Below are 19,531 nucleotides of genomic sequence, written 5' to 3'. Positions count from 1 at the left end.
AGGGGAGCGTCAGCGGGGCGGGGTCGTCACCGCTACCGGCCGCGACGGGGCACCGACGTTGCCGGCCGCGTCGCGGGCGCGCACCCAGAACGTGTACCGCTGCCGGGGCGCCAGCCCCGTCACCGTCAGCCGGGTCGACGTCGTGGTGCCGGCCCGGACGATGCGGTCGCCGTGCTGCTGCCACACGTCGTACCCGGCGACGCCGACGTTGTCGGTGGCCGCCGGCCACGACAGGGTCACGCCGGTCGCGGTCGGCCGGCCGGCGACCGGTGTACCGGGGGCGCCGGGCGCGACCGTGTCGGCGACGACCAGGGCGGTGACGGATTCCGCCGGGAACGTCGCCGACAGCGTGCCGGCGGCGTCGAACGTCGCGTCCGGCGCGTGCGCGATCGCGGCCAGGTTCGTGCCGCTGTACCGGTACACCTGGGCGGTCCGGCCGGGTAGCTTCCCGGTGACCGTGAGCGGGGCCGCCAGGTCGGTGCCGGTCTTGTTGACCACCATCAGCGTCAGCGCACCGTCGGCGGTGCGGCGGGCGCCGTAGACGGCCAGCCGGCCCTGGTCGCCGCTGGTCGCCGACACCGAGACGTCGCCGAACGCGCCGCCGTTGCCGTCGTAGTTGCGGTACATCCGGAAGGCGTACGCGCCGGGGTCGGTCGCCGACGGCGGTGCCCACAGGGTGGCCAGGTCGGCGCCCTCCCGGCCGAGGATGCCCAGCACGTCGGCCTGGGCGAGGGCGCCGTTGAGCGAGCCCAGCGCGCCGAAGTTGTACTCGGTGACCGCGACCTTCGTGCCCGGGTAGTTGTCGGCCACCATCTTCTTCATCCGGGGGATGAGGGCCACCGGCTGGTTGATCCAGCTCTCGTCGGTGTAGCTCGGGTCCCACAGCGTGCGGGTCTCGCGCAGTCGCAGCGCCTGGGTGGCCGCGTCGCCCGGGTCGTTGCTGGTGACCCCGCTGCCCTGGGGGTACCAGTGGTTGTCGTAGTAGTCGAGGATGCGGGTGCCGTGCGCGTCCTGGTACGCCTTCATCTGCCGCAGGTACCACTCGCCGAACCCGACGCCGCCGTGCGCGGCGTAGTCCGGCGGGTTGCTCCAGCAGTTGGGCGGTGGCGTGGGTAGGCCGCAGGCCTGCTGGTCGTACCCGGAGCGGGTCAGCGAGGACCAGCCCCAGCCGACCGGGCCCATCGTCTGCGCGCCGGGGTCGGCGGCCTTCACTGCGCCGGCGATGGCGTACGTGCGGTCGCGCATCTCGTCGTACGTGGCGCCGACCGGCGCGACGTCGCGGTGCGTGGCGAACCAGATGTCGGGCTCGTTGTCGAGGTTGTAGAACTTCACCCCGCCGTGCGCGGCGTCGCCGTACTTCGTCGCCAGGTGGCCCAGCCAGCCCTTGATGTAGTCCGGTCCGATCTCGACGCTGGTGTCGTGCGGGTCGTTGCCGGTGATCTGGGTGCCGTCCGGCCGTACCCCGTTGCCGCAGTCCGGGGCCCACGGGTCGGTGCTCTGCTGCGGCCCGTACTTCGCCACGCTGAAGCCGCACGCCTTCTCGCGCGCCTTCGGCGCCCAGCCGATGAGCGGCACGGTCAGGATGGTGTCGGTACCGGTACGCACGTCCTGGTCGGTGAACCGGTCGGTCTCCGAGCCGTCCGGCAGTTTCGACGGGTCCGGGTTGTCGCCCGGGATGTTCTCGAAGTACCAGTCGGACGCGCGGTTGGTGGTGTCCAGCAGGTAGTTGTAGCGGGTCGTGGCGTTGCCACCCCACCGGCGTACCGGTAGGCGCAGTTCGGCGGCCAGCGCCTCGTCGGCGAAGTTCATCCCGTAGATGTACGGGCTGATCGGGTGGGTCGGCGCGGTCAGGTCGACGGTCAGGGCCGGGCCGGTCTCGGCGGCGTGTGCGACGCCGCCACCGGCCAAGGCCGTGGTGGCCACGACGAGGGCGGCGACCACGGCGATCCTGGTGGACGAGGGGGCGACGCCGGCCGTTGCCGTCGTCGGGGCACCGGCGGCGCCGGCGAGCGGGCCGATGCGGAGGGCGGAGGGTCGGCGGGTACGGGGAGGTGGCATGGCGGAGCCTCCTTGCGGCGGTGGGCCTCGGATGGACGGGAGCGCTCCCACCGGGAACCGTAGGTCATTCATTCACTACCGTCAATCAACCGTGCGGGGTCGACCCGAGCACCGCCTACCGCGTGCCCGCCCGCGGTGATGCGTCGGCCGGCGGCGCCGGGCGAGGGGCGCCGCCGGGCCGGGCCGGATCACGACCCCCGGTGCAGTTTCCGGGCGAGCACGCCGATGTCGGCCTGGTCGGTGAAGACACCGTCGACCCCGGCACGCAGGAAGGCGAGCTGCTCGTCGATGGCCCGGCCGTACGCCGTCGCGTCGGTACCCGTCCGCAGGTCGGCCGGCAGGAACGTGTTCTCGGCGCGCAGCGTGTACGGGTGCACCACCAGACCGGCCGCGTGCGCGTCGGCCACCAGCGACGACGGTGCGCCCAGGGAGCCGTCCGCCCGGCGGGGGATGACCTGGTTCTTGTCCGGGCCGATGCCGGCCACGTACCGCGACAGCTCGCGCAGCCCGGCGGGCGTGAGGTAGTCGGCGTACCCGCGCGGGTCGCCGAACGGGGACCCCGACCCGCTGGTGAGAAACACCTTCGGGGTGCGCAGCCCGTACGTCGAGTGCAGCATCCGCAGGTTGGTCGCCTCGAACGACTGGACGAACGCCGGGGCGTCCCGCCGGTCCAGCCCGTACCGGCGCAGCAGCCGCACCAGCGGCTCCTCCAGCGGCTTGCCGTGGATGCGGAAGTACGTGGGGTGCTTGGTCTCCGGGTAGACGCCGATCTCGCGTCCCAGCTCCGTGGACAGTCGCGCCCGCAGGTCGAGGACCTCGGCGAAGGTCGGCACCTCGAACAGCCCGTTGTAGAGGGTGTTGCGTTGGCGTACCTCGGGCAGCCGCTCCACCGCGCGCAGCGTCTTCAGCTCGGCGAGGGTGAAGTCCTCGACGAACCAGCCGGTGGTCGGCACACCGTCGAGCGACTTGGTGGTCCGGCGGCCGGCGAACTCCGGCCGGGACGCGACGTCCGTGGTCCCGCCGATCTCCGGTTCGTGCCGGGTGACGAGCGCCCCGTCGGAGGTGATGACCAGGTCGGGCTCGATGAAGTCGGCGCCCATCCGGGCGGCCAGCTCGTACGAGGCGAGGGTGTGCTCGGGCCGGTACCCGGACGCGCCGCGGTGACCGATGACCAGCGGCCGGCCGTGCCGGCGGCGCCCGTCCGGTGCCTCGGTACCCGCTGTGGCGGCGGATGCCGGAGCGGCCAGCGACCCAGCGGCGACCAGGGCCGGCGCCGCGACACCCGCGACCAGCGCGCCGACGTGCAGGACGGCTCGACGACGTGCCACGTCTCCTCCACGGAGCCGTGACGGCGCCCCTCGCCGGCCGGCTCCGACGACAGAGTCGAGCCGACGAAGGCGTACGGACGACGACGATCACGTGGCGACCTGAGAAATATCAGGTCATCAATGATTGCGTGACCGGGAGCCCCGCGCCCGGCAGCAGGCGCTCGCGTCGCATGCCGAGAATGACCTGACCGGCATCAGCTGCTCAAGCGACCTGCCGTTGGCCGTCCGGGGACGGCGAGCAGGGCGTCGACCGGGGAGCACCGCGTCGGTGGTGACGCTGGCGACCCGGTGCGGTCGTCACCGCGACCGGCGTTCGCCGTGGTGGACCGGTACCGGCCGCAGGCGCTCGGTGAACCAGTCCCGGGCCAGCCGGGCCACCTCTTCCAGGGCGCCCGGCTCCTCGAACAGGTGCGTGGCACCCGGAACGATCTCCAGTCGGGTCTCTCCGGCGAGTTCCCGCAGCGCCTCCTGGTTGAGGTCGATGACGACCGGATCCTCCCCGCCGACGATGAGCAGCACCGGCTGTTGCACCAGGCGCAGGTACTCGCCGGCCAGGTCCGGCCGGCCGCCCCGGGACACGACCGCCTGCACGACGGCGGGCCGCGCGGCCGCCGCGATCAGCGCCGCCGCCGCTCCGGTACTGGCGCCGAACACCCCCGTCCCCAGGCCGGCGGTGCTCTCGTTGTCGGCCAGCCAGTCGGTCAGACCGGCCAGCCGCGTGGCCAGCAGGCCGACGTCGAACCGCAGTTCGGCGGTGCGTGCGTCGATCCGCTCCTCCTCCAGGGTGAGCAGGTCGGCCAGTACGGTCGCCAGCCCGGCGGCGTTGAGCTGGCTGGCCACGTACCGGTTGCGGGGGCTGTGCCGGCTGCTGCCGCTGCCGTGGGCGAACAGGACCAGTCCGGGCGCCCGCTCGGGTACCTCGATGTCGGCCTCCAGCACGACGCCCGCGACGGGGATCCGGGCGCTCTGGTGCGCGACGTCCACGGTGTCCTCCCGGTGCTGTCTCACACGGTGAACGGATAGGTCTCGGGTACCTCACCACGTACCCAGGCCGCGGTGCGCTCCAGCGGCTCGACCGCCCGCGTCTCGTCGATGTGGATCAGCGCGTCGAACTGGTCGGCCGCCCGTACGTGGACGTAGTGGCTCTGCCGCTCGGTGTCGGGGCGGTAGATGACGCCGATGGCCTGCTCCAGCCGCGTCGCGCGCAGCGCTTCGGTGGCCCGCGCCGCGGGCGGGAGGGCAAGGACGAACTCCTTCTCGCCCGCCTCGTGGAACAGCTCCTCGACGCTGTCGGCCAGCGCCGGCCGCACCCACTTCCGGTCGGCGGGCGAACCCCAGTCGTCGGCGGCGGTCACCGTGCCCGTGTACGTCGTGAAGCCGATCAGACGGCAGTCGCCGCCGTGCCGCTCCCGGACGAGCTGGCCGACGTCGAGCTCGCCCTCGCTGCCCAGCTCGGTGGCCCGGGCGTCGCCGATCAGCCGCCGGGTCATCTCGGCGCGGGCCGCGTAGAACTCGTGGGTACCGTGGGATGCTCCGCCGATCAACACGAAGTGCGCGTCGCCGACCAGGTCTAACAGCGCCTCGTCGGTCGGGCCCTGCCCGCCGGCGGTTACCCGGCTCGTCGCCGCCGCGCGCAGCAGGTTGCGCACCTCCTCGTCGGTGGTCTGGGTGAAATCCCGGTACGAGGCGCTGACGGCGAAGAACGGCGACGGCGTGACGGCGCACACGACCTCGTTGACCACGGCGGCCAGCTCCCGGCAGGTGGACGCCGGCGCCGCCGGTACGGCGGTCACGATCTTGGCAGGCCGGTGCTGCCTGAGCGCCTGGATCGCGGCGCGCATGCTCGCGCCGGTCGCGAGGCCGTCGTCGACGAGGATGACGGTCCTGCCGGCGATGTCCGGCGGTGGCCGCCCCTCGCGGTACGCCTGCTCCCGGCGCAGCAGCACGCGGCCCTCCTGTTCGGCCACGCACCGGATGGCCTCCGGCGTGACACCCAGCCCCCGGACGACGTCGTCGTTGAGCACGACCACGCCGCCGCTGGCGATCGCGCCCATCGCCAGTTCCTCGCAGCCGGGAACGCCCAGCTTGCGGACTCCGAAGACATCGAGCGGGGCGCCGAGGGCCGTCGCCACCTCGTACCCCACGGGTACGCCGCCCCGGGGCAGGGCCAGCACCAGTACGTCGGTCTGGCCGCGATAGTGGTCGAGGGGCCCCGCCAGTACCCGGCCGGCATCCCCTCGGTCGCGGAACAGGCGCTCGGCCATGCCTGTCCTCCCCGGTGACGCGGTACGGATCGCGTACCGGATCCGGCCTACCCGGCCGCCGGTGGACAAACCTCTCCGCGGCGGTGCGGGTGCGTGGCGGTGGCCAATCTCTCCCCGGTGGGTAGGTTAGTTGATCTTCAGTACGGCAAGGCGAACGGGGAAGGTCGCGGAAGGAGGTTGCCGCCATGGTACGACCGACCGTGTCGATCGAGGATCACCCGGAAATAGCTGAACTGCGTGAACGCTTCGACCGGGTCGCCGAGACGCCGACCGCCAAGTCGATCGATGGCCTCGCGCTGCTGTCCGGCGTCTACCTCGCCATCTCACCGTGGGTGATCGGGTTCCACACCGTCGCCCCGGGTCTTATGATCAACAACTTGATCTGCGGGATCGCCGTGGCGATCCTGGCCCTGGCGTTCGCCACCGCATGGGGCCGTACCCACGGCCTCTCCTGGGTCGTCCCGGTCCTCGGCGTGTGGGCCATTGTGTCCCCCTGGCTGGTCAGGGCGTCCCACGGCGCCGCGCTGGACGGCGGCATGATCGCGAACAACGTGATCACCGGCCTGGTGATCCTCGCGCTGGGGCTGGCTGCGACCACGATGGCCCGGACCCGGCGGGGCCCGGCGCCCACCGGCGGCCGCCACTGACGGCTCCGGTCGGGCCGGGCGGTGCGGGCACGCCCCGCCTCCAGGCCAGGCGATCCGCGCTGGTGGCCGGGTCGGTACGCCGTGGTGATCGGCCGCGGCGGATGATGGGCCGATGCGAGACGTGGCGATCCGCGAGGACACGATCCGGTTGGGCCAGTTCCTGAAGCTGGCCGGAGCCATCGACTCCGGCGGTGAGACGAAGGAGCGCATCGCCGCCGGTGAGGTGACGGTCAACGGCGAGGTGGACACCCGCCGTGGCCGACAGTTGCACCGGGGCGACGTGGTGACGGTGGACGGCGAGGACATCCGGGTGTCCTGACCGGACCGGGTCCGGCCGCGCGACGCGGCCGGGCCCGGTCACGGGAGGGGCGTTACGGGCTCGTACAGGTCAGGTTGTTGAGGCTCGAACTGGCGGTGCCACTGCCGAGGAAGCCGAACGTGGTCGTGGCGCCGGCCCCGACGGACCCGTTGTAGCTGCTGTTCTTCACGGTCACCTGGGCTCCGCTCTGGGTGTAGCTGCCGTTCCACATCTGGGCGATCGTCTGGGAGCCGGGGAACGACCATTTCACCGTCCAGCCGTTGAGGGCAGCCGAGCCGGAGTTACGGACGGTCAGGTCGGCCTGGAACCCGCCGGTCCAGGAACTGGTGACGGTGTACGAGGCGGAGCAGCCGCTCCCACCCGGCTGGGTGGGCGTGCTCGTCGGGGTCGCGGTCGGCGACGTGGTCGGCCGCGCGGTCGGCGAGGTGGTCGGGGACGGCGACGGGCCGGGGCCACCGCTGCCGGGACCGACGCCGGTCACCTGGCCGTTGCCGCCGTCGAAGACGATGTCCGAGCAGCCGTAGAACGTCTCCTGGCTGTCCGAGCGGGCCCACACCGAGTAGATGAGGTGCCGGCCGCTCTTGCCGGACGGCAGTTTGGCGTTCCAGTAGTAGTGGCCGTCATTGGTGCCCGGGCCGCCGATGGCTGGTGGGTTGGTCACCTGGTCGAACGGCGTCGACTCCAGGTCGCTCCAGGCCAACGGCCGGGTGGGACTCCAACTGTCCTTGGTGATGTACAGCGAGAACGTGCCCGGGTGGGCCGCCCAGTTGCTGTAGTCGACCTCGATGGTGGCGCCCGAGGTCAGGTGGGTCACCGGCCAGTCGTTACGGGCCAGGTTGAATCCGGTGAAGTCGTACGGGCCGCCGGTGCCGCCGCTGCAGAGCTGGCCGTCGGGGATGAACCCTGCCATCCGGCCGGCTCCGTTGGAGCGCAGCACGGCGAACCAGTTGTACAGCGAGTTGGGCCCGCTCTGGGCCACCGCGGCCGCACAGGCCGGGTTGTTGGGCACGATGCCACCCTGCGGGCTGAGCCCGTCCTGCCAGCACAGGTAGGTGCGGCTGCCGGGCTTCATCATCGCGCCGTGGGCGGACGCGCCGCCGGGCAGGACGAGCGCGCCGCCGGCCACCGCGAGGGCGAGCGCGGTGGCGAACATAATGATCTTGCGTCTGATGTGCACAACGTTCTCCTTGGCGTTGCCACGTGTCGCTGTGCGCAGAGCCGGGCTGGCCGTACGGTGACGGGGCGCCTCCGGTCGTACGGTGACGGGGCGCCTCCGGCCGTACGGTGACGGGGGCGTCGTCGGCCGCGCGATGGCCGTTGCGGCACAGGACAGGTGTCGATGGGTGCAGGGGTAGCAGCATCGGGTACGTGCCGCGTCCGGCGAGGGCCGTCAGCCCTCGCGCCGCTCCTCGACCGGCAACCGGTGCGGCGGGAAGCCCGCGGTCGCGCCGCAACCGGTACCGGTATCGTGCCACGCCCCGCGGTCGTCAACAATAGGAATGGGTCTATATAAATCATGCGGTGGGCGGGGCCGGCCGGCCCCGCCCACCTCGCTTTACGCGGCGATCAGCCGTTGGGGAACAGTCGGGCGAAGTCGGCGAAGCCGGTGGCCACGTCGACCTGGGCCCAGAACCGGTGGTAGTTGAACACCGGCGCGGCGCCGCCGTTCAGGTAAGACTGGACCTTGGGCCAGTCCGGGTCGTTCTTGTAGAACGACCGGATGTCCAGGAACGAGACACCGGGCTTGATGACGTCGCCGTTGGGCATCTTGCCGCTCCACCCCGACGGGATGTACACGCCGTCACCGGTGCTGGCGTTGTACGGGTCGTCGAGCCGGTTGTAGTCGGCCCTGGTCTCCGGCACCGACACGCCCTTGCTGTCCTTGTGCAGCCAGATGCCGTCGAGCAGCCCCTTGGCGAGCGTCTTGGCCTGCGTGTTGCCGGACTTGGCCGCGTAGTAGGCGAGCAGCTTCGCGTACGAGCCGGCCACACCCACGTCGTTGGTGTAGTCCTTGATCGACACGTGCAGGCCGGTGTTGGCCGCGGGGCTGCTCGGGTTCCACGTGGCGGGCGCGCCCGACCAGGTCAGCGTCGACGGGATCTGGTAGTCGCCGTTCGCGCTGATCGTGGTGTTGGCCATCGCCCAGGCGGTCCACTTGTCGAGGATCGCCTTGGCCTTGGCGTCACCGCTGGCGTAGTAGTACTCCGCCACCCGCTCCAGCGACCAGGCCTGGAAGCCGAACCACTGGTTGGACGGCGGGTCGTGGTAGACCGGCTGCCAGTCGTACGCCAGGCCGTAGAAGGTCGGCGTGCCGGCCGGCGGGGCGGCGTAGTGGCCGTCCCAGCTGTTCGTCGCGCCACCGGCGATCGCGCCCTCGGCGGACTGCAGCCACGTGTAGAACTCGATCTGGCGGTTCAGGCTGGTCTGCCAGTCGGACTTGCCGGTCGCCGACTTCGGCGCCAGCGCGGCCACGTTGGACAGCGCCCACGCCGCCATCGGGTTCTGGTAGCCCTGGTGGTCGTGGCTGGAGCCGATGCGCCACGCCCAGCCGGCGCTACTGTCCATCGCGCCGCCCCAGGCGTAGTACCACGACAGCAGGTAGCTCGAGCTGCTCTTGCCGCTGCCCGCCGGGCAGGACGGCGTGGTGCAGCCGGGGTTCTTGAAGTACTTGTCGAAGAACGAGTACCTCAGGTAGTCGCCCATCTTGGCGGCGTTGGCCACCGCTCCTGACACCTGTGAACCCTTACCCTGGGCGTTGGCCCAGGTGTACGCCCAGTACGCGGCCTGCACGGCGCGCGCGTCCGCGTCCGGGGCGTTGGTGTACTTCCACTGCTTGGCGTACGAACTGTCCTTGACGAACAGGTCCAGGTACCCGTTCGGACCGCCCGAGGTGAACGTGTCACACGAGGGCTGCGGCACGGTCTCGAACACCGACTCCTGCGGGCCGCGCTGGTAGGTGTTGATGTACGCCACCCGCGAGGTCTTGTCACCGCAGTGGCCGAAGCCGTACGTGTTGTCCACGTCCAGCAGCCAGTGCATGCCGTAGATGTCGTCGGTGCCGTACGCGCTCTTCAGCTCGGCCGCGATCGGGTCCTGGCCCGGCGTGACGCCGGTGTCCAGGGCCGACGGGTACTGGCTGGGCTGCGGCCACTCCGGCGCGTACGTCGCCGGCTTGCTCGGGCCGTAGAAACTGTTCGTCGGCTGGTCGGCGTGCGACGGGATGATGTACTTCTCCATCGTCTGCCACGCCGTGTTGAACGGAGCCCAGTCGCCGGTCACCTGACCGTGTTCGGCCTCCAGCCACAGCCAGTAGCTGAACGCCTCGGACGTGGTCTCGTGACCCTGGTCCGGCGCCTCGACCATGAACGTCTCGATCGAGTGGTAGGGCACACCCTCCGGGCTGAAGTACCCGTTCGACGGGCTCTTGATCATGGTGTACATCTGGGTGAACCGGTCGTCCCCACCGCCCGGCGAGGTCACCGTCGCGGTCACGTTCGCCGAGCCGACGCCCGTTCCGCTGACCGTGAACGTCGCCGAGGAGTTGGCCGTGGCGGCCGCCGTGGCGGAGACCGTCACCGTCTGCGGGGTGTTCCAGTTCGCCGTGGTGAACGCCAGCGTCGCCGGGCTCGCCGAGAGCGAGGTGGCGCCCGCGGTGCGGGCCACGGTGACCGACGTGTTGGCCGACGGCTGCTTGGACAGTGACACCTTGAACGTCGCCGAGCCGCCCGGCTGCAGCGTCACCGCGGTCGTGTCGGTGACCACGGCCGGTCCGGTACTGGCGTCGACGAAGACCGGTACGTCGGCGGTGCTGCTCTTCACGCCCGCCGAGTCGTACGAGATCGCCTGCAGGTGGTACGCGGCCGTCTGGGCGGGCACGCCGGTCCAGCTGTACGTGTAGGGCGCCGTTGTGTCGGTGCCCAGCAGCAGGCCGTCATGGTAGAACTCGACCTTGCTGATCGTGTTGCCGGAAGCCGCGCTGGCTGACGCCGCGATCGGGATCGTGGCCGGTGCGGTGAAGCGCGTGTTCGCCGCCGGGCTGGTGATCTGCACCGTGGGCGCCGCGGCGGAGCCGTTGCAGGCGGTGCCGTTGAGGGTGAAGGCGGTGGGTACGGGGTTGGCTGAGCCGAAGGTGCCGTTGAAGCCGGGGTTGACGGTGGCTCCTGCGGCGAGGTTGCCGTTCCAGCTCATGTTGGTGACGGTGACGTGCTTGCCGCTCTGCGTGAAGGTGCCGTTCCAGCCCTGGCTGACCTTCTGGGCGGCGTCGGGGAAGTCGTACTCGAGCTTCCAACTGGTGAGGGGGTCACCGAGATTGGTGATGCTGATGTCACCGGTGAAGCCGCCGGGCCACTGGCTCGGCACGGTGTAGACCACCTTGCAGCCGGCGGCGGCCAGCGCCGGGGGAGCGGCGACGGCGATGAGCCCGCAGCCGAGGGTCAGCGCGCCGGCCGCGGCTATCGCGCGGCGTCCTCGCGACCGTCTGGCGCGAAGCGATGGGAATCTCATGTGGAGGTACTCCTCGGGCATCGGTGTCGGCGCTTGCGGGTGCGCGCCGACGGGCATTCGGGGTTTCCCGCGTCGGGGTGTGCCCGGGTCGGGCGACCGTGACGGGGTGTGACCCGCGTCGGGTGCTCACCACGGCGGGTGGGGGTGTGGGTCGCCGCTGCCGTTTCCGGTTGCCCCCGGCGACTGCTGGTATGGCCTGCTCCGCTGCACGAGGTGCCGCCATCATGGCATGGGAGCGCTTCCATTACAACAAGAGATCAATGGCGTTAACTTCGGATGCATCGAAATTTCTCGAACTCAGAAGCCCCCGACCTCTTCCCTTGGGCGGCGGGTCGGCCGTAGCGTAGGCAGCTACCTGGGAGCGTTCCCACCGACGGGTCACCGTCGATGCTCCCGTCCGGCGCGCCGGGTCGTCGACCGCTTCCGTCGGCCCGACGCGCCGCGTCCCGTACCCACGCCAGGAGGTGAGCCGCCCGGTCCGCGTTCTGCAAGCCCGCACGCACGAGGGACAGGCGTTGGCGAGACGGCATGCCCTCCGTCTCGCCAACGCGACCGAGCAGGCCGCACCTCCACACACGCTTCCACGCACGCCTCCGCTCTGCGCGCGCGATGTGCAGAGCCGAAGCGCCGCACACGGACCGCCGCGCCTCCCATGATCCCGAAACGTTTGTGGGCCTATGTCCCACGAAGTCTTCGGGATCATGGGAGGCGCATGGCGTCGCCGGGCGCGTGGTATCAGCGGGGTCCGCGCGAGGCGCGTGGTATCACGGGGCGATTGTGGGAGGTGCGAGGTGTCGCGGGCGGCGGGTGCGCGTCGGCGTGGGCGGTGGACCGACGCGGCCGATGGTGCGCCGGTCGGCATGCCGGCCGGCGCACCGGTGGATCAGGACGATACTTTCGCCAGGCGGTCTTTCAGGCCCTGGCCGAAGGCGGTCGCGGTGCCGTTGTAGCCGGAGATGAGGGAGGGGCCGCTGGAGCAGTTCCAGGTGTTCCAGGTCCACCCGAGGTACCCGACACTGTGCGCGTCGGCCCAGTTCATCAGTGTGTCGATGAAGCTGTGCGCGCAGTCGTTCTCGCCGATCTCGGTCAGCGTCAGCGGTACCTGGGCCGCGACCGGGCCGAGCTGGCTGTCCCAGCACGAGGTGTTGGCGCAACTGTTGAAGTTGTAGATGTGCGCGAACGCGGCCAGGTTGTTGCGGGAGTCGGTCGGCTTGTACTGCAGCCACTGGGTCAGGTCGTTGGAGTACGCCAGGCCACCGATCATGATGACGTTGGTGGCGCCGGTCGCCCGTACCGTGTCGACGAGTCTCTGGAAGCCGGCCACCTGGTAAGAGATGCCGGGGCAGGTGCCACCGTCACGCCAGCACTTCCAGCCCGAGGTGGTGTCGCCGGTGGCCCGCTCCGGGTACGGCTCGTTGAACAGGTCGAGGATGACGGCGTCGTTACCCTTGAACGCGTTCGCCACGCCGGTCCAGAATGCCGGTGCGTACTGCGCGTCCGGCATCGGCTTCTGACACGTCGCCTTCACGTCCGAGCAGCCGGCCGACGGCCCGGTGTACTGGCCGTAGTTCCAGTGCATCTCCACGATGGGCGTGATGCCGTTCGTCACGAGCAGGTTGACATAGGACTTGACGGCGTTCTGGTAGGTCGTACCGCCGTACTGCGCGGGTACGTCGGCCGTGCCGAGCCAGCACTCCTCGTTGAGCGGGACGCGGACGGCGCGGACCTTCCACGAGCGCATCGCCGTCACCGAGGCCTGGTCCATGGGGCCGTCCCAGATGCCGTTGCCCTGGATGCAGGCGAACTCACCGCCGGAGCGGTTCACCCCGTACAACCGGTACGTGGCGCCGCTGGACGTGACGAGCTTGTTGCCGGATACGCGCAGCGCCGGCGCGGCTCCCGTGGGCGGCGGGGTCGTCGGCGGCGGTGAGGAGGGTGGCGTGGTGGTCGGTGGGGTCGTGGGTGGTGCGGTCGTCGGGGAGGGCCCCGGGCCGGTGCCGCCGTTGCAGGCGGCGCCGTTGAGGGTGAAGGCGGTGGGTGCGGGGTTGGTGGAGCCGTAGGTGCCGTTGAAGCCGGGGTTGACGGTGGCTCCGGTGGCGAGGTTGCCGTTCCAGGCGGTGTTGGTGATGGTGACGTGTTTGCCGCTCTGGGTGAAGGTGCCGTTCCAGCCCTGGCCGGCTTTCTGGTTGGCGTCGGGGAAGTCGTACTCGAGTTTCCAGCTGGTCAGTGGGTCGCCGAGGTTGGTGATGCTGATGTTGGCGCTGAAGCCGCCGGGCCACTGGCTCTGTACGGTGTAGGCCACCGTGCAACCGGTCGCGGCCTGCGCCATGGCGGGGAGGAGAACCGCGGTGGACAGGCCCATCACCGCGGTCGATGTAACCGCGATGATGGTGGAGCGTTTTCTCATCGACACTCCTTTGATAGACACAAGCCGATGGAAGCGCTCCCATTGTCACGCGCCTGACAAGGTTGTCAATAGTGGGGAAGCGGGAGCCGCCGAGCGCGTGGCGAGCGGCGTGGATCCATGGCGCGACCCACCTGGCCGCGCCGCCGTCGCCGCTCAGGAACGCCCGGCGGGCAGGGCTTTACCCTGGTCGGCAGTGGTCGGCCCGGCGGGGACGCGGTCGGTCCGGCTCGCCCGGCCGGGCAGTGGTCGATCCGGATGGGTCGGCCGGGTAGTGGTCGGTCCGGCTGGGGTGCCGGTTTCGGTTGTGGCCGGGAGCGGGGTCCTGCGGAGGGCGCCCCTGGCGGTAGCCCTATGCCGGATGGTCATCCGCAGCGGTGGCCCTGCACCGGAGGGGCACCCCGCTTCGGTGGGGGCGGGTGTGGGCGCTCAGCCACTGTGGGGTGCCGGCACGGGTGCACGTACCGGGGCGGCTGCGGGCAGTTGCCCTGCTTCCCGGTGCCGTCCCCGCGCACCCGGGGTTCTCTGGGCCGGTCGAGGACGGGTACCTCGTACCGGGTACGGACCTGGCCGAATCGGCGCGGGACGTTCACGCGTCGTAGTACAGGGCGAACTCGTGCGGTGTCGGGCGCAGTCGGACCGGGTCGATCTCATTGGCGCGCTTCCACGAGACCCAGGTCTCGATCAGGTCCGGGGTGAAGACGCCGCCGTCGAGCAGGTACTCGTGGTCGGACTCGAGTGCGTCGAGCACCTCGGGCAGCGATCCCGGCGTCTGCTTGACGCTGGCGAACTCGTCCGGCGGCAGGTCGTACAGGTCCTTGTCGATCGGCTCCGGCGGCTCGGTCTTGCTCCTGATGCCGTCGAGCCCGGCCATCAGCATGGCCGAGAACGCCAGGTACGGGTTGGCCGACGGGTCGGGTACCCGGAACTCCACCCGCTTGGCCTTCGGGTTGGTGCCGGTCACCGGGATCCGGGCGCACGCCGACCGGTTGCGTTGGGAGTACACCAGGTTGACCGGCGCCTCGAAGCCCGGCACCAGGCGGCGGTACGAGTTGACGGTCGGGTTGGTGAACGCGCAGATGCTCGGCGCGTGGCGGAGCAGGCCGCCGATGTACCAGCGGGCGGTGTCCGACAGCCCGGCGTACCCGGTCTCGTCGTAGAACAGCGGCTCGCCGTTCAGCCACAGGCTCTGGTGGGTGTGCATGCCGGAGCCGTTGTCGCCGAACAGCGGCTTGGGCATGAACGTCGCGGTCTTCCCGGCCGCCCAGGCCGTGTTCTTCACGATGTACTTGTACAACTGCAGGTTGTCCGCGCAGTGCAGCAGCGACGCGAAGTTGAAGTTGATCTCCGCCTGGCCGGCGGTGCCGACCTCGTGGTGCGCCTTCTCCACCGTGAATCCGGCGTCGAGGAGGTGGCGGACCATCTTGTCGCGCAGGTCGGCGTAGTGGTCGACCGGCGGGACCGGGAAGTACCCGCCCTTGTACGGGGTCTTGTAGCCGCGGTTGCCGCCCGGTTCGTCCCGGCCGGAGTTCCACCAGCCCTCGACCGAGTCGATGTGGTAGAAGGCCTCGTTCGTGGCTGTTTTGTGGCGGATTGAGTCGAAGACGTAGAACTCGGCCTCGGGGCCGAAGTACGCCGTGTCGGCGATGCCGGTCGCCGTCAGGTACGCCTCGGCCTTCTTCGCGACGTTACGCGGGTCGCGGCTGTACGGCTCGCGGGTGAATGGATCGTGTACGAAGAAGTTCAGCGCGACGGTCTTCTCGGCGCGGAAAGGATCGACGAAGGCGGTAGCCTGATCCGGCAGCAGCAGCATGTCGGACTCGTGGATCTCCTGGAAGCCGCGGATAGACGAGCCGTCGAAGGCCACACCGTCGCTGAACATGCTCTCGTCGAAGGACCGCGCCGGCACCGTGAAATGCTGCATGACGCCGAGCAGGTCGCAGAAGCGGACGTCGACGAAACGGACATCCTCGCTGTCGAGGTAGCGCAGGAATTCGGCAGGATTGGCGAACACACGTCCTCCCGGAGTTGGCACGCGATGGCAGCAACTGGTCGGCTCGTGGCGGGGTACAGGCCCCGTCAGCGGTGACGCTACGGCCGCGGCGTTGCCCGCGCGTGTCCCGCCGGTTTCGGGCCTGTTTCGCGCCGTGCGGGTACCGGTCGGGGACGCGTCCACCGGGCTCGGGCGGGCGACAGTACGCTGTCGATCAGAAGGGAGGCGCCATGACGTCCGAGCGCAACCGGTCGACAGGGCGGCCGACCCTGGATCAGGTCGCTTCGCGCGCCGGGGTGGGCCGCGGCACGGTATCCCGGGTGGTCAACGGATCCGATCAGGTCAGCAGGCGGGCCCGGCAGGCCGTCGAGCAGGCCATCGCCGAGCTGGGGTACGTGCCCAACCGGGCCGCGCGGGCGCTCGTGACGCAGCGGACCGACTCGATCGCCCTGGTGGTGCCGGAGCCGGGAGAGCGGTTCTTCAGCGAGCCGTTCTTCGGCCGCATGGTGCAGGCCATCGCCGGTGGGCTGGCCGGCAGCGACCTGCAGATGCTGCTGATGATCGCCCAGTCGCCGGAAGAGCGGCACCGCCTGGAGGGGTACCTGACCCGCCAGCACGTCGATGGCGCGCTGCTGCTGTCCCTGCACGGCGGGGACGACCTGCTCCCGGTACGGCTGGAGGAGCGCGGCGTGGCGACGGTCCGGGTCAGCCGCCCGACCCATCCCGGGCCGGCGTGCTACGTCGACGCCGACAACCGCGGTGGTGCCCGCAAGGCGGTGTCCTACCTGGTCGAGCGCGGCCGGGAACGGATCGCCACGATCGCGGGACCGCTCGACATGGCGGTGGGGATGGACCGGCTCGACGGGTACCGTGACGTGCTCGGCGGCGGCCCGGTCGCGGTCGGCGACTTCAGCGAGGAGAGCGGCGCGGCGGCGATGCAGTGGCTGCTGGAGCGCCACCCCAACCTCGACGCGGTCTTCGCCGCCTCGGACACCATGGCCGCCGGCGCCATGCGGGTCATCAAGGACAGCGGTCGCCGGGTGCCCGACGATGTCGCCGTCATCGGGTTCGACGACTCGGTCATCGCCCGGCACACCGATCCGCAGCTGACCACCGTGTATCAGCCGATCGAGGCGATGGGGCAGGAGATGGTGCGCCTGCTCCTGGCCAAGATGGGCGACGAGACGCTGGACAGTTACGAGGTCGTCCTGGAGACCCACCTGGTCGAGCGCGACTCCGCGTGACCCGGTAACCGTTCCGCCCGGCCGGTCGGCGAGGGCCGGCTTTCGGTCCGTCGTCAGTATCGATTGCCGGCGACCGCGGGGTCGCGGTCGGTTCGTTTCGGCCGATATCTGTCGCCCGTCGCGGCACACCGCCGAATCGGCGGCTGCCGACCACGCGATCGCCGTGCGACGTCCGGTTCCGTGACGCGCGGTATTTGGATCCGTGACGCGCGACGTCCGGTTCCGTGACGCGCGGTATTCGGATCCGTGAACGGCCCGCGCCCCGTGCGCATCCGCCGGCCCGACATCGATGGTTGGCCACCTGTCTATTGACAGGAGATGACGCAGGCGAAACGATGTGGAAACGCTCCCATGTGGAAGCGCTCCCAAATTTGTCTCCTACCCGAGAGGGCCCCGGGATGAACGTCCCCTCGAGCCGGCTGCGTAACGCCACGGTGGTCGCCCTTGCCGCGGTCACCGTCTTAGGCATGGCCGCCGGCTGCAGCAAGAAGAACGATGCGGAAGCCTCCGGCGGCAAGATCAAGCTGGTTGTCGACACGTTCGGCGAGTTCGGCTACGAAGACCTCTACAAGCAGTACGAGAGCACACACTCCAACATCAAGATCGAGTCGCGGGTCATCAACAAGCTCGACGACCATAAGGCCAACCTGCTCAAGAACCTGGCGGCCGGATCGGGCGCGGGCGACGTCGTCGCGCTCGAGGAAGGCATCATCGGCGAGTTCAAGCAGCAGATGCAGAACTTCGTCGACCTCAAGCAGTACGGCGCCGACGGGCTGTCCGCCGACTACCTGAAGTGGAAGTTCGACCAGGCCCGGACCAAGGACGGCCAGATCGTCGGTCTGCCGACCGACGTCGGCGGCCTCGCCGTCTGCTACCGGCGTGACCTGTTCGAGAAGGCCAAACTGCCGACCGACCGCCAGGCCGTCTCCGGCTCGTGGAAGACCTGGGACGACTTCATCGCCACCGGTGAGAAGTTCAAGGCCGCCAACACCGGCGGCGCGTTCCTCGACACCGCCACGACGGCCTTCAGCGCGGTCCTCTTCCAGGCCGGTTCGTCCAACTTCTACGACGACAGCGACAAGCTGATCGCCGACACCAGCTCGACGGTGAAGAAGTCCTGGGACACCTCCATGGCGATCGACAACAAGGGCCTCACTGCGAAGATCTCGACCTGGAGCGACCCGTGGAGCGCCGGTTTCAAGAACGGCTCCTTCGCGGTGACGTTCTGCCCGTCGTGGATGCGCGGCATCATCCAGACCAACTCCGGTCCGGAGAACGCCGGTAAGTGGGACGTCGCCAGCGTGCCCGGCGGCGGTGGCAACTGGGGCGGCTCGTGGCTGGCGGTGACGAAGCAGAGCAAGCACCCCAAGGAGGCGTACGAGCTGGCCAAGTTCCTGACCAGCAAGGAAGGCCAGATCGCGGCGTTCAACGCCAAGGGCCCGCTGCCGACCAACCTGGCGGCGCTCGACGACTCGGCCGTCACGGGCAAGACCGACCCGTACTTCAACAACGCCCCCGTCGGCCAGATCTACGCGACCGGCGCCAAGTCCCTCCAGCAGATTCACCTCGGCCCGCGTCACCAGGCGATCAAGGAGCACGCCTTCGAGCCCGCGATCCAGAGCGTGGAGCAGGGCAAGGCCACGCCCGACGAGGCGTGGAAGAACGCCCAGGAAGCGGCGAAGAAGGAAGCCAAGTAGCCGCCAGAGTCCGAGGCAGTAGGCACGCCGGTGGTACCTGAGTCGAGCTCGGTGCCACCGGCGCACTCTGCCGCCGGGCACTGCGCCGCAGCTGGAAGGAAACCCGCATGAGTATTCGGACCGCCCCGCCGGTCGGGCCTCCGGCCACCCGGGTACGCGTCTCGACCGTGTCCCACCGCCGGTCGCGGTACCGGCTGACCCGCTGGGACGTGAAGTACTCGCCGTACCTGTACGTCGCGCCGTTCTTCGTGGTGTTCGGGGTGTTCGGCGCCTACCCGCTCCTGTACAACGCGTGGGTGTCGCTGCACGACTGGAACCTGATCGGCGACCACACGTTCGTGGGGCTCAGGAACTACGGCGACCTCATCGTCGACGACGACTTCTGGAACTCCGTCGTCAACACGATAGGCATCTTCGTCGTGGCGACGGTGCCCCAGATGGTGCTCGCACTGCTGCTGGCCAACATCCTCAACCGGAACCTGCGCGGCCGCACCGTGTTCCGGATGGGTGTGCTGGTGCCGAACATCACCTCGGTGGCCGCGGTCGCGATCGTGTTCGGGCAGATGTTCGCCCGCGACTTCGGCATGGTGAACTACGTCCTGCACTTCTTCGGCGTCGGTAGGACCGACTGGCAGGCCGACAAGTGGTCGTCGTGGATCGCGATCTCCACCATGGTCGACTGGCGGTGGACCGGCTACAACGCGCTGATCTTCCTGGCCGCTATGCAGGCGATCCCGCGTGACCTCTACGAGGCGGCGGCGATCGACGGCGCGTCGCGGATGCGGCAGTTCTGGAGCATCACCGTACCGATGCTGAGACCGACCATCATCTTCGCCGTGATCATCTCGACAATCGGGGGATTGCAGCTGTTCACCGAACCACTGCTGTTCGGGTACGGCAGGATGCAGGGCGGCTCGCAGCGGCAGTTCCAGACGGTCACCATGTACATGTACGAGAACGCCTTCCAGCGATTCCACTACGGGTACGGAGCGGCGATCGCCTGGCTGCTGTTCCTGCTGATCGCGGTGGTCTGTGTCGTCAACTATCTGATCGTGCGGCGCACGGCGCGGTGAG

At 69.9% G+C, this 19,531-nt stretch carries 13 protein-coding genes; 5 read left to right on the top strand and 8 right to left on the bottom strand.

Annotation, left to right across the window (positions count from 1 at the left end; translation table 11 throughout):
* Positions 1 to 9: 9 nt before the first annotated feature.
* From ACNTMW_RS00335 to ACNTMW_RS00320, 4 genes are all read right to left on the bottom strand, one after another.
* Positions 10 to 2,058 carry a glycoside hydrolase family 44 protein gene (locus ACNTMW_RS00335; protein ID WP_426631246.1) on the bottom strand — a complete coding sequence of 683 codons (2,049 nt, stop codon included), beginning with the start codon at positions 2,056 to 2,058 and terminating at the stop codon, positions 10 to 12.
* A gap of 188 nt (positions 2,059 to 2,246) precedes the next feature.
* Entirely contained in the window at positions 2,247 to 3,386 is a 1,140-nt protein-coding gene (locus ACNTMW_RS00330) for a glycerophosphodiester phosphodiesterase (RefSeq protein WP_426631245.1), read from the bottom strand.
* 297 nt (positions 3,387 to 3,683) lie between these two features.
* Positions 3,684 to 4,394, bottom strand: coding sequence for a dienelactone hydrolase family protein (locus tag ACNTMW_RS00325; RefSeq protein ID WP_426631244.1), 711 nt, complete (start codon positions 4,392 to 4,394; stop codon positions 3,684 to 3,686).
* Positions 4,391 to 5,650, bottom strand: a complete 1,260-nt coding sequence (locus ACNTMW_RS00320) for a phosphoribosyltransferase (RefSeq protein WP_426631243.1) — start codon at positions 5,648 to 5,650, stop codon at positions 4,391 to 4,393. The genes ACNTMW_RS00325 and ACNTMW_RS00320 overlap by 4 nt, the downstream gene beginning before the upstream one ends.
* 185 nt (positions 5,651 to 5,835) lie before the next feature.
* Here ACNTMW_RS00320 and ACNTMW_RS00315 point away from each other — a divergent pair, with 185 nt between their 5' ends.
* A complete protein-coding gene (locus ACNTMW_RS00315; RefSeq protein ID WP_426631242.1) occupies positions 5,836 to 6,297 on the top strand; it encodes an SPW repeat protein in 462 nt (153 codons plus the stop codon).
* A 112-nt stretch (positions 6,298 to 6,409) separates the two neighbouring features.
* On the top strand, positions 6,410 to 6,616 hold the full coding sequence (locus tag ACNTMW_RS00310; protein ID WP_426631241.1) for an RNA-binding S4 domain-containing protein: 207 nt from the start codon (positions 6,410 to 6,412) through the stop codon (positions 6,614 to 6,616).
* A 52-nt stretch (positions 6,617 to 6,668) separates the two neighbouring features.
* Here the strand turns inward: ACNTMW_RS00310 and ACNTMW_RS00305 are convergent, their stop codons facing one another.
* The 4 genes from ACNTMW_RS00305 to glnA all read right to left on the bottom strand — a co-directional run bounded on the left by ACNTMW_RS00305 (position 6,669) and on the right by glnA (position 15,537).
* Positions 6,669 to 7,769, bottom strand: a complete 1,101-nt coding sequence (locus ACNTMW_RS00305; RefSeq protein WP_426631712.1) for a lytic polysaccharide monooxygenase — start codon at positions 7,767 to 7,769, stop codon at positions 6,669 to 6,671.
* 413 nt (positions 7,770 to 8,182) lie between these two features.
* On the bottom strand, positions 8,183 to 11,119 hold the full coding sequence (locus ACNTMW_RS00300) for a glycoside hydrolase family 48 protein (RefSeq protein WP_426631240.1): 2,937 nt from the start codon (positions 11,117 to 11,119) through the stop codon (positions 8,183 to 8,185).
* Positions 11,120 to 12,002: 883 nt separating this feature from the next.
* Positions 12,003 to 13,526, bottom strand: a complete 1,524-nt coding sequence (locus ACNTMW_RS00295) for a cellulose binding domain-containing protein (protein WP_426631239.1) — start codon at positions 13,524 to 13,526, stop codon at positions 12,003 to 12,005.
* A 586-nt stretch (positions 13,527 to 14,112) separates the two neighbouring features.
* The gene (gene glnA / locus ACNTMW_RS00290; RefSeq protein ID WP_426631238.1) at positions 14,113 to 15,537 is read right to left on the bottom strand and encodes a type I glutamate--ammonia ligase; all 1,425 of its coding nucleotides are present in this window, start codon (positions 15,535 to 15,537) and stop codon (positions 14,113 to 14,115) included.
* Between the two features lie 209 nt (positions 15,538 to 15,746).
* On the opposite strand from glnA, the gene ACNTMW_RS00285 reads away from it, so the two are divergent.
* From ACNTMW_RS00285 to ACNTMW_RS00275, 3 genes are all read left to right on the top strand, one after another.
* Entirely contained in the window at positions 15,747 to 16,760 is a 1,014-nt protein-coding gene (locus ACNTMW_RS00285; RefSeq protein ID WP_426631237.1) for a LacI family DNA-binding transcriptional regulator, read from the top strand.
* 398 nt (positions 16,761 to 17,158) lie between these two features.
* Entirely contained in the window at positions 17,159 to 18,457 is a 1,299-nt protein-coding gene (locus tag ACNTMW_RS00280; protein ID WP_426631236.1) for an ABC transporter substrate-binding protein, read from the top strand.
* 107 nt (positions 18,458 to 18,564) lie between these two features.
* Positions 18,565 to 19,530 (top strand): carbohydrate ABC transporter permease, encoded by a 966-nt coding sequence (locus ACNTMW_RS00275; RefSeq protein WP_426631235.1) that lies wholly within the window; start codon positions 18,565 to 18,567, stop codon positions 19,528 to 19,530.
* Position 19,531: the final 1 nt, after the last annotated feature.

This window comes from Planosporangium spinosum (assembly GCF_049999945.1).
Taxonomy (GTDB): domain Bacteria; phylum Actinomycetota; class Actinomycetes; order Mycobacteriales; family Micromonosporaceae; genus Planosporangium; species Planosporangium spinosum.
Note: the sequence above shows the minus strand (reverse complement) of the source record. Positions and strands in the feature narration are given on the sequence as shown.

What these genes read in the sequence shown, in the direction of transcription:
- ACNTMW_RS00335 (WP_426631246.1), bottom strand. Translation starts at nt 2,058, where the DNA reads ATGCCACCTCCCCGTACCCGCCGACCCTCCGCCCTCCGCATCGGCCCG.
- ACNTMW_RS00320 (WP_426631243.1), bottom strand. Translation starts at nt 5,650, where the DNA reads ATGGCCGAGCGCCTGTTCCGCGACCGAGGGGATGCCGGCCGGGTACTG.
- ACNTMW_RS00315 (WP_426631242.1), top strand. Translation starts at nt 5,836, where the DNA reads ATGGTACGACCGACCGTGTCGATCGAGGATCACCCGGAAATAGCTGAA.
- ACNTMW_RS00310 (WP_426631241.1), top strand. Translation starts at nt 6,410, where the DNA reads ATGCGAGACGTGGCGATCCGCGAGGACACGATCCGGTTGGGCCAGTTC.
- ACNTMW_RS00305 (WP_426631712.1), bottom strand. Translation starts at nt 7,769, where the DNA reads ATGTTCGCCACCGCGCTCGCCCTCGCGGTGGCCGGCGGCGCGCTCGTC.
- ACNTMW_RS00300 (WP_426631240.1), bottom strand. Translation starts at nt 11,119, where the DNA reads ATGAGATTCCCATCGCTTCGCGCCAGACGGTCGCGAGGACGCCGCGCG.
- ACNTMW_RS00295 (WP_426631239.1), bottom strand. Translation starts at nt 13,526, where the DNA reads ATGAGAAAACGCTCCACCATCATCGCGGTTACATCGACCGCGGTGATG.
- ACNTMW_RS00285 (WP_426631237.1), top strand. Translation starts at nt 15,747, where the DNA reads ATGACGTCCGAGCGCAACCGGTCGACAGGGCGGCCGACCCTGGATCAG.
- ACNTMW_RS00280 (WP_426631236.1), top strand. Translation starts at nt 17,159, where the DNA reads ATGAACGTCCCCTCGAGCCGGCTGCGTAACGCCACGGTGGTCGCCCTT.
- ACNTMW_RS00275 (WP_426631235.1), top strand. Translation starts at nt 18,565, where the DNA reads ATGAGTATTCGGACCGCCCCGCCGGTCGGGCCTCCGGCCACCCGGGTA.